General features: G+C 69.2%; 12 protein-coding genes. 8 read left to right on the top strand and 4 right to left on the bottom strand.

The genetic code is table 11. From position 1 onward, the window contains the following. Window positions 1–796: 796 nt before the first annotated feature. The 4 genes from ACWF79_RS32015 to ACWF79_RS32000 all read right to left on the bottom strand — a co-directional run bounded on the left by ACWF79_RS32015 (window position 797) and on the right by ACWF79_RS32000 (window position 3,587). Entirely contained in the window at window positions 797–1,366 is a 570-nt protein-coding gene (locus tag ACWF79_RS32015) for a hypothetical protein (RefSeq protein WP_453731687.1), read from the bottom strand. Continuing rightward, window positions 1,363–1,977: a nucleotide-binding protein gene (locus ACWF79_RS32010; RefSeq protein WP_453731686.1), complete on the bottom strand. Its 615-nt coding sequence runs from the start codon at window positions 1,975–1,977 to the stop codon at window positions 1,363–1,365. Before ACWF79_RS32010 ends, ACWF79_RS32015 begins: the two co-directional genes overlap by 4 nt. 238 nt (window positions 1,978–2,215) lie before the next feature. Then, window positions 2,216–2,776, bottom strand: a complete 561-nt coding sequence (locus ACWF79_RS32005; protein ID WP_453731685.1) for a UTRA domain-containing protein — start codon at window positions 2,774–2,776, stop codon at window positions 2,216–2,218. 34 nt (window positions 2,777–2,810) lie between these two features. Continuing rightward, window positions 2,811–3,587 (bottom strand): GntR family transcriptional regulator, encoded by a 777-nt coding sequence (locus ACWF79_RS32000; RefSeq protein ID WP_453731684.1) that lies wholly within the window; start codon window positions 3,585–3,587, stop codon window positions 2,811–2,813. A gap of 279 nt (window positions 3,588–3,866) precedes the next feature. Between ACWF79_RS32000 and ACWF79_RS31995 the strand changes: the two genes are divergently transcribed. The 8 genes from ACWF79_RS31995 (at window position 3,867) to ACWF79_RS31960 (ending at window position 9,362) form a co-directional block, all read left to right on the top strand. Beyond that, window positions 3,867–4,799 carry a DUF2637 domain-containing protein gene (locus ACWF79_RS31995; protein ID WP_453731683.1) on the top strand — a complete coding sequence of 311 codons (933 nt, stop codon included), beginning with the start codon at window positions 3,867–3,869 and terminating at the stop codon, window positions 4,797–4,799. A gap of 301 nt (window positions 4,800–5,100) precedes the next feature. Further along, on the top strand, window positions 5,101–6,903 hold the full coding sequence (locus ACWF79_RS31990) for an FtsK/SpoIIIE domain-containing protein (RefSeq protein WP_453731682.1): 1,803 nt from the start codon (window positions 5,101–5,103) through the stop codon (window positions 6,901–6,903). After that, on the top strand, window positions 6,900–7,439 hold the full coding sequence (locus tag ACWF79_RS31985; protein ID WP_453731681.1) for a hypothetical protein: 540 nt from the start codon (window positions 6,900–6,902) through the stop codon (window positions 7,437–7,439). Before ACWF79_RS31990 ends, ACWF79_RS31985 begins: the two co-directional genes overlap by 4 nt. A gap of 231 nt (window positions 7,440–7,670) precedes the next feature. Continuing rightward, on the top strand, window positions 7,671–8,126 hold the full coding sequence (locus ACWF79_RS31980; RefSeq protein WP_453731680.1) for a RapZ C-terminal domain-containing protein: 456 nt from the start codon (window positions 7,671–7,673) through the stop codon (window positions 8,124–8,126). Between the two features lie 2 nt (window positions 8,127–8,128). Then, window positions 8,129–8,323: a hypothetical protein gene (locus ACWF79_RS31975; RefSeq protein WP_453731679.1), complete on the top strand. Its 195-nt coding sequence runs from the start codon at window positions 8,129–8,131 to the stop codon at window positions 8,321–8,323. Continuing rightward, window positions 8,320–8,646: a hypothetical protein gene (locus tag ACWF79_RS31970; protein WP_453731678.1), complete on the top strand. Its 327-nt coding sequence runs from the start codon at window positions 8,320–8,322 to the stop codon at window positions 8,644–8,646. The genes ACWF79_RS31975 and ACWF79_RS31970 overlap by 4 nt, the downstream gene beginning before the upstream one ends. A 142-nt stretch (window positions 8,647–8,788) precedes the next feature. Further along, on the top strand, window positions 8,789–8,989 hold the full coding sequence (locus ACWF79_RS31965) for a hypothetical protein (protein ID WP_453731677.1): 201 nt from the start codon (window positions 8,789–8,791) through the stop codon (window positions 8,987–8,989). A 94-nt stretch (window positions 8,990–9,083) separates the two neighbouring features. Beyond that, window positions 9,084–9,362: a hypothetical protein gene (locus ACWF79_RS31960; RefSeq protein WP_453731676.1), complete on the top strand. Its 279-nt coding sequence runs from the start codon at window positions 9,084–9,086 to the stop codon at window positions 9,360–9,362. Window positions 9,363–9,368: the final 6 nt, after the last annotated feature.

Here is a 9,368-nt window from a genome sequence, read left to right as displayed (position 1 = left end):
GCCGACTCCCGGCCGCCCCGACCGCCCCGCCCCTCCCGCCCCTTCACCCTGTGGCGCGAGGTGTTGACCGCCTACGCCGCCCCCGGCTGGGGGAATGCTCCGCATTCCTTCCCCCAGGAAGGCCGCGCTTGCGCGCGACAGCTCCCCGCCCGCGTCTTGATCCCGCCGCCCCGAGTCCTTCCCCCCATGCCACGCCATGCGCACGTGCGCATGTGAGCATCTGCGCGCTTGCGCAGATGCTCACGGTGTCTCGTGGTTGGCCTTCTGGCTTCGTCTCGATGATCATGCGCACGTGCGCATGGTTGGTCTCGCCTGCCCGGCCGTTTGTGCTCGGGTCCCCGGGGTGTCCGAGTTAGTAGGTATAGGCGATATGCAGCGATGTAAGGCAATTGACTGTTTATCAGCTAGTTGCCCCGTTGTGCAGCGATGTGCGGCGCGGGAGGGGCCGGCGACCGCGGCCGGCCGGGCTTGGGGCCCCGGGCGCCGGTTTTTGGTTTTTGGTTTTTGGTGCTCCCCCTGTAGGGGCGTTCCTAGGTGTGGGGCATGTGGGGCATGGTGGGGCATCGCTGGTCAGAGGCTTGCCGGAAGTGGGGCATGGGGCCATGCCCCACGCCCCAAAAGGATCATCACCGCTGGTCAGGGGCACTTTTCGCTGTGCCCCACATGTGGGGCACAGCTTTGTGGGGCACGGTGGGGCATGGATGTGGGGCACGCTGCCCCACAAACGCGAGCGGCCCGCCGGGGGTGGGCCGGCGGGCCGTGGCGCGAACGGTTGGGGTGGTGCTTCACATGTCGATCACTGCATGGTGCGGGCCAACTTGTCTACGCGCTTGCGGAGCCGTTCGTCCTGCTCCCAGAGCGCGACCATGGCCCGGAGTCGGGCGGTCTTGTCGATCCGGTCGTCCAGCTTGGCGGCTTCGAGCGCGCGGCGCTGCTGCTCCGTGGTGGTGAACGTGATTCGGGCGGAGTAGAGCGACCGGGGCGGGTCTTGCTCCGCGGGCATCACGGGCACGCCTTCCTCGTACACCCAATCGCCCTTCTTCCTGTATGGATGGCTGACGCTTGGGGTGGCGGCCGTCTTCTTCGTGGTCGCCTTCTTCGCCGGCGTCGCCTTCTTGGCCGCGGCCTTCTTCGCGGCCGGCTTGCTCGCCGGTGTGGTGGTCTTCTTCGCGGCGGTCTTCTTGGCGGGTGCCGCGGTCTTCTTGGCTGCGGACTTCTTCCCGAGCCCGGAGAGGCGGGCCACGATGTTGTTCGCGGCGGCGCCACTCCCCCGCCCGCGTCCCCCCGGAGCCGGCGACGGCTCCGGCTCGGGGGAGTTGTCGGCGCCGGCTTCCGGGCTCTGCGAGTCCTGCTGATCGTTGGTCATTCCGCGGCCTTCCTGGTGAGTTCGTCCAGCAGCTCCCGCCCGTACCGGGCCATAAGACCGCGGGGGCGAAGCCCGTAGTTCTCGGCAACCTTTGTGGAGGTGATCAAGCGGGTGTCCAGCATGGTTACCCCGTACGACTCCACCAGGGCTTCCGCCGCGACGGCGTTGTTGGTGCCGCGCTGGTAGAAGTTGAACGCGCCGAAGACGGGAACGCCGACTTCCTCCGCGAGCGCGAGCGTGGCGGGTACGCGGTCAAGGTCTCCGGGGCGAGCCGGGCACGGCATGAGCACCACGTCCGCGGACTCCATGACCGCTTTCGCGATCTTCAAGGCACCCGGGGGCGGGCCGTCCATGGTCACGATGTCCGCACCGGGGGTGATCGACCCCATGCGCTTGGACAGATCCGAAGCAGCGAGCCCGATCACGGTGGAGCGCAGCGCCCGGCCGGCTTCTTCGGCAAGCGCCGCTTGCCGAACGGCTCCGCCCATCGGGTCTGCATCGACCAGCGTGGACGCGGCGCCGCTCTCTGCCGCAGCCTCCGCGAGCGCTAGAGCGGTCATCGTCTTTCCCGCGCCGCCTTTGAGCACGACGACGGCAACTGTAAATGCCATGTGACCAGGGTAGAGCGTGCGCACATGAGCATGTACGCAGACGCGAGACAAGACGGACGCGCCATGCGCAAGTGATCATGCACCCATGAGGGACCCCCCTCCCGCCCGCGTCTGCTCTGGTCTGGGCAGACCCGGTAGCCCGCACGACGAAGGCCCGACCGCGGGGAGCGGTCGGGCCTTCGTCGGGTTGCTGCCACCATGCGCAAGTGCGCATCTGCGCGGGCTCTAGCTGCGGTGATCAGTCCAGCGGGACGGAGTAGCGGAGCGTCCAGCCTGGTCCAAGGGTGTGGCGGGTTACTTCAACGGCTCGCCCCTGGTCGGTGTACCCCACGTGGGTGATCTCCAGAAGGAGGGACCCGGATTCCACCCCCAGCGCTTCGGCTTCCTCCGGGGTCGCCGGCCGCTGTCGAACGTCCTCCGTGACGTCGGTCTGAGCGAAGCCGGCTTCCGCCATGCGGGAGATGATCCCGCCAACTCCGGTGTCTACCTGTTCGATGCCCGCGGCTTCGGCCACGTCCGCGGGAATCCACGTGTCCGCGAGCTGGACCACTCGCTCCCCGTCGAACATGCGGCGGGCTCGGACTACGACGTCCCCGGAGGTCTCCCCGAAGTACGCCGCAGCCGCGGCCGGCGCGGGCTCGCGGCGGACGGTCACTTCCGCGCGGGGAGATCCACCCGCGCGGCGGGTCTCGCTCTCGTACGCTCCGTGGGCTCCGCTCGCCTCGCGCTGAGTGGTCCGGTAGCGGCTTCGAGCGTCCCGGAGGATCTGCCCGTTGGTGTCGATGGTGTTCTGTGCCATTGGTGGGGCGCTTCCCTTCTGGATCTTGTGTGGGTCAGTGCGTGGAACCGAGATCCCACGTGTAGGAGAGGGTCCATAGGTGCGTGGGCATCACGTGGACGGCGACTTCTACCGCCCGACCCTCCGCGGTGCGCGCGGTGTGGGTGACCTCGTAGACGCGCTGATCTTCGGTAAGTCCCAGCGCCGCAGCCTCTTCGGGCTCCGGGCTCCGTACTTCGATCTGCTCCGTGATCTGCGCTTGCGGGTACCCGAGATCCGCGAGCCGGGACTTAGTGCCGCCGGGTCCCGTGTCGGTCTGTTCGAGTTGGGTCCCGCCGGCGATATCGACCGGTAGGTATGACGTCGCGAGTTGGACCGGGGTGTCGTCCGCCAGCATTCGGCGGGCTCGGGACACCACGGCGGTCACGCCCGGTTCGACTTCGAGCAGTTCGGCCACATGGGTGGGCGGGAGGACCCGCGACACGGTGACTTGCGAGACGGGACTCATGCCGAGACGGGCGATCTCCGCATCGAAGGCGCCGCGGGCGGCTCCTTCTTCCCTCCGGGGCCGGATGTATCGGGCGGTCGCGTCGCGCCGGATCTTGTTGACGATGCGGGCCACGTAGGTGGACCGCCCGCTCCGCACGGCGAGCCCTTCACTGATCAAGAGCCGGACCGCTTGTCCGATGCTGCTCCGGTTGGTCTCGAAGGCTTCGGCCAACTCGCTGTCGGTCGGGAGCTTGGCTCCTGGGGCGTAGTCCCCCCTCTGGATGGCTGCGCGCAGCTTGGCCGCAGCACTGCGGTAAGCGGGGCGCTTCTCTCGCTCGGTCATACATCGCAGATTACCAACAGCTCTGTACGTCCCCAAGTGCTAAGCACTTCTTGACTTGCTTAGCAGGAGGGGGGACACTCACAGAGCGACACCACGCAGCTACTCCCGACTCGCGTCGGGTGGCTGTCGGGTAGCCGTAGGCTGCCTGTCGGGTCCCCTTTTCGGGGATGCGCACCTGAGCACTTGCGCATGACGCACGCACCATGCGCACGTGCGCATGTGCTGATGTGCAGAGCTGGAAGGACGACCGTGGAGACGGAAGAGGGAAGGGCAGAGGAAATGACGGACACCACGTCCATGGCCCCGGGTGGGGTCGAAGGGGACGACGCGGGGGAGCGGTCGGGCGGCCGTTGGTTCCGCCGGACGCGCCCGACGCGGACCCCCGAGCAGCTCGCGGAGCGGCAGGAGACCCGAGTCAAGGTCACCGGGTACGTGCTGCTGCTGGTGGTCGTGGGGATCGCCGCGGCCATGTCGTGGAACGGTCTGGTGGGCTTCGGTAAGGACGTGCTGCACCTGAAAGACCCGTGGGTGTACGGCGTGCCGGTCTCGCTGGACGTCGCGGCCATGCTGTGCGGCTTCCTCGCGCTGCGGGCGGTCATCGCTCACGACAGCGCCGCCGGCCCCCGGCTTCTGACCTTCTTCCTGGTCACCGGGTCCGCGGGCGCGAACTACTACCACGCCATGAACCCCGCGCACGGCGGGAGCACGGCCGCGGCGCTGTACTTCGGCGCCATGTCGATCCTGTCGTGGTGGCTGTTCGACGTGGTTCTCCGCCAGATCCGCCGGACCATGCTCCGCCGCATCGGTGCAGTTGAGCGGCCCTTGGCCCGCTTCCGGGTGGTCCGGTGGCTCCGCTTCCCGCGCGAGACCTTCGAAGCCTGGTCGTACTCCGTGCGCTACGGGCTCACCCGGCCGGAGGACGCGTTGGCCCAGGTGTGGCAGGCGAAGCAGATCAAGGAAGCCGAAGTCCTGAACGAACTCCCGCCGAACATCACGAAGGCGGACGCGGTGCGGCTCGCGCTCTCCGCGGTCGGCGGGGACGTCTCCGCCGCGCGTGACTGGCTGGAGGAGCGGGGCATGACCGTTGACCGCTCGTACGCCTACGACGTCGCGAAGAAGGTGGAGAAGACCGGCGGGCCGGCGCCGCTGGGGCTCGCCCCCGTGCCGCCCCAAATCCCCGCGACAACACCCCACACCGCCGCGAGCGCGTGACCACACCCCCACAACGGCATACGGACGGCCGGTTGCCCCCGATCGTCCCCGCCGCGAGAAACCCCCGCTTCATCACCCGCTGAACCTGAGTGGGGCGGCCGGTTGCCCCCGACCGCCCCGAGCACTCAACCCCGCTTCATCACCCAAAGACGAGAAGGGTTCGAGTAATGCCCACGTTCTCACATGGGCGCGGCGCGGGTCTGTCGTGGTCCCCCACGACACCCCACAGCCTCCCCACGGCACCCGACAGGGCGCCCCACACCCGCCCCGCGGCCTCCGCGGCGGCCGGGGGGTGGACGGCGTGAACCTCATTCTTCTTCTGGCCGCGGTCGCGGCATGGCTCGCCTTCAAGGGGCGGCGCGGTTCCGCCGGCGGCGCGAGCTCCGGCGACTCGATCCCCGCGGAGCCTCCGCGCTGGTTCCCGTATCGCTGGGTCTACCCCCGGGTTCGCCGCTTCGTGTGGCTGCGGATCGTCCCGCGCTGGGTCCGCCGCTCGATCGGGTGGGGACTGGTGGCGCTGGTCGTCGGCTGGAACGCCAATCCGTGGCTGACGGTCCTGGTCGTGATGCTCGCGGCCGGCGCCGGCGGCGCCGTGGTGCACCGCACCCGCGACCGCCGGAGGCACTTCCGGGACCTGGTGGTCCCGCTCTGGATGACCGTGGCGAACCTGCTGGAAGTCCCCCGGGGCGAGAGCATCCGGGCGTGGCTGACGGTCCCGTACCGGCTGGACGCGGACAGCGCCCGGGTGGTGCTGCGGGTCCCGCGCGACTTCCGCGGCTCGGACATGCAGCGCCACGAGATCACCGCGCTCATGGAACGCCGGCTTCCCGGCGAGTGGGAGTCGGAGTGGGACTGGGGGCGGTTCTGCGTGACGTTCAAGCACCCGCCGGCGCCCCCCAAGTTCGTGGCGTACGCGGACGTCATGGCGGAGCTGCTGAAGTCCCCGGAGGCCCGTCCGCTGGTCGGCATGGGGACCCGTGGCGAGCCCGTACGGGGCGACTTCGACCAGGAAGCGCCGCACTGGGCGCTGTCGATGGGCACCGGGGCGGGGAAGTCCACGTTCCTCCGGGGCATCATCGCGCAGCTTGCCCGGCGCACGGGCACCCCGGGCGGGGTGGAGCGGATCGACATTTGCGACCCGAAGCGAATTTCTCTGAACTGCTTCCGCGGCGTGCCCGGTGTCTACATTCACAAGACGGCGGAAGCGTGGGTCCGCATCATTCAGGAATTCCGCGCCGAAATGGAGCAGCGTTACGAAATCCTGGACGATAACGAGAAGGCGGAGTTTCCCCGGCGGCTTCTGTTCATCGAGGAAATGAACAGCTTTACCCGGCTCATTCAGGAGTGGTGGAACTCCATTCGGGAGAAGTCCGACCCGCGCACTCCGCCGGTTATGAATGATCTCGCGTTCATTCTGAACCAGGGCCGACAGGCGAAAATGCACGTGGTGTCTGTCTTCCAGCAGATGAACGCTCGCGCCGCGGGTGGCTCGGAGGCTCGCGACCAGTACGGCATGAAGGTTCTCGCCCGATTCTCTCCGGCCGCCTGGAACATGCTGGTGGGCACTTACCCCCGGCCGAAGTCCAGCCGGCACCCCGGCCGCGCCATCGTCATGGTGGGCGACGACCAGCGCACCATTCAGATGGTTTTCATGAAGCCGGAAGAGGCGCGAGAGTTCGCCTTGAACGGCCGTAAGCCGGTCGAAGAGACGTCCGGGTCCCCCGCTCCGTCCCTGGTGAAGCCGGGAACGTCCCTGCCTGGGTCGATGCCGGTTTCTGTCCCGGGACAGTCCCCGGACATTACGGGACGTAACGGGCACGGTGCGTTCGTCGCTGGCAGTGACGGAATCGCCCGGCCGGCTCTCCGCGCAGTTCCCGAGCCGGAGCCCGAGCCCGAGCCGGAACCGATCGTGGGTCTCGACAATGGAGCCGAATTCCTCGGAATGAAGAAAGAGGCATTCAAGAAGGCCCGACAGCGCGACCCGATCGCCGGAGAATTCCGCTCCGGAACCTCTCCGGCGTGGACTCCGGAAACGCTCAAAGAGTGGCACTTGAACCGCCCCCGGGCGGGCGCGAAGGCAATCAAGGAAGGGGCGGCATCGTGAATTACCAGGACCCGAACACCACCCCGGGCGCCGTCGTCAAGCACATTCCGGCAGACGTCTGGAACGAAATGCCCCGCGCGGAAATCGTGCTCCCCTCCGCGGTCGTCTCCGCCGAACTGGCGGCGCAGCAGAACCGCACCGTGGCCCGCATGTGGACCCCGGACGGCCGGGAAATCCTGGTGGACGTGGACGCATTCGCGCAGCACGCCGCGACCGTCGCCGTACAGCAGAAAGCGCCCCTCCCGCGCTGGGTGATTTCGACCGCGCTTCTTATGCCGGTAGCGGCCGGAAGCGTCGCGCTCGGGGCGTGGGGGATCTCCCTCGCGGCGCCGGGTCTGCTGGCCTTCGCCGCGGCCATGAAGCAACTCGCGCTCGCCGTGCTCGGGGTCGCCGTGCTGGTCGGCGTGGTCTGCCTCTTCAACCCGAAGCGGACCGGCGGCGCCGGCGAGACGGTCACCGCGACCGCGACCGTCACCACCCGCAGCCTTCTGCGGAAGGTCACCGCGACCACCACGGCGAAGGTCAAACGGCGCTGATACCCCGCCCGACCCGCCCGGCCGGCCACGGCCGCACCGGGCGGGGAACGGGGGACCGGACAGCCCGACCCGCACCGCGACCGGAGCACGACAGCGACCCCGACTGACGCGTTGCCCGATCCGCCCGGACCCGTACCGGGCGGTGAGGGGAGCCGGACAGCCCGTCCGCCCCACCCACTCCGACCCCGCGTCGATCCGACCACCCCACACCAGGGACCCACGGAGGACCCCATGACCACCGACAGCAGCACCGACCCGACCCGCCCGCCCGTCGAAATCGTCTCGTTCGGCTTCGGACACGGACCCGCACCGGAGGCCACGGTCGTCTACGACGTCCGGACCCACTTCCGCGACCCCCACCACGACGCCAGCCTCCGCTACCGCACCGCGGAAGACCCGGAGGTCTGCGACGTCGTGATGAAGACCCCGGGACTGTCGGCCCTGGTGGACTGCATCGTCCACACGGTCCTGTCGTACCGCTCCGGCCCGACCCCCGCGCCCCTCTCCATCGCGGTCGGATGCGTCGGCGGCCGTCACCGCAGCGCCGCCGTGGCGATCCGCGCCGCGCAGATTCTCGCCGGCGGACAGACCCCGGTGACCCTCACGCACCGCGACATCGCGCGCCCGGTGATCTCCCGGCCGAAGTCGCCGGCTGACCAGACCGCCACCGCGGCCGGGGGGTGCTGACGATGTTCAACGCCGGCGACGAAGTCGAGATCATCGCGTGCGCGGACGACCCCCGCGCGGTTGGCCGTACCGGTCGCATCATTGACGAAGTGCCGCCCGGCCCGCTCACCGCGGGGCGCTGGACCGTGGGTCAGATCAGTTGGCTGATCGCCCCCGTGCTCTGCCACGGTCACGAACTGCGCAAGACGGGGCGGTGACCATGCTTCGGGACCTGATCGCCCTTCCCGCCTTCTATCTCGTCTCCCGCGCGCCGCTGGTCGCGCAATTCGCCGTGGGGTGCGGGCTCATGGTCCTTCTGGGCGACCAGGGGATGCCGCTCGCCACCAGCGTGACCGTGCTCGCGGTCGGTCTGCTGGGCGCCTTCGCGGTGCACCTGGTCACGTCCGCGCGAGTGCTGCGCATGTCGAACGGTGGGCGCCGCGCGATGCATGACGCGTGCTGGGAGGCGGCCGACCGCATCGCGGATTGGGCCGGCTGGGAGACCACGGAGCCGACCGACGCAACGCGCCGCCACGGCTGACGCGTTGCCCGATCCGCCCGTCTCGTACGGGCGGTGAGCGGAGCCGGACGGTCCGGCCGATTACAGCCACCACAGTGACCGAAACCCACTCTTCAACTATGCCTCACTGTGAGGCATAGTTGAGATCAGAAAGGGGGAGCCCATGACACAGCCCCAGACCCCGAAGCCGCTCACGGCCCGCGCCTCCGACGCGTTCGCCCTGATCGTCCGCGGGATGCAGACCCGCCGCTGTCCCGTACCGGGATGCGGCGTGCTGATCCGCTTCCGCGCCGTCTCGGACGCGGAAGAGAAGCGACTTACCGCCCAAGCCACCGACCACACCAGCCACCAGACCCGCGGCTGACGTCTGCCCGATCCGCCCGGCCGGTCCCCGGCCGTCCGGGCGGTGAGGGGAGCCGGACAACCCGGTCCCACCACGACGACGAAGGAGTACCGACATGGCGAGCAAGCGACTTACGGCCGTCCGGAACGGCGAACTGTGGCCGCTCACCGCAAGCGAGCAGGCGCGCGTGATCCTCCACATCGGGCGCGGCGCCGTAAAGGTCGTCCGCGGCCGGTCCACCACGAAGGCGGAAGCGGCGGCGGACCGGATCTTCAAGGCCGCGGAGGAGCGGATCGCCGCGGAGGACGCGGCGGCGGAGGCGGCGCGCACGAAGAAGATCCGCGAGAAGGCGGAGGCGAAGGTCGCGAAGCGCGCCGAGAGCAAGTGGTGGTAGTCCACC

The sequence above is a fragment of the Streptomyces sp. NPDC054975 genome, from assembly GCF_053609105.1.
This window is presented reverse-complemented; position numbering and strand designations above follow the sequence as displayed.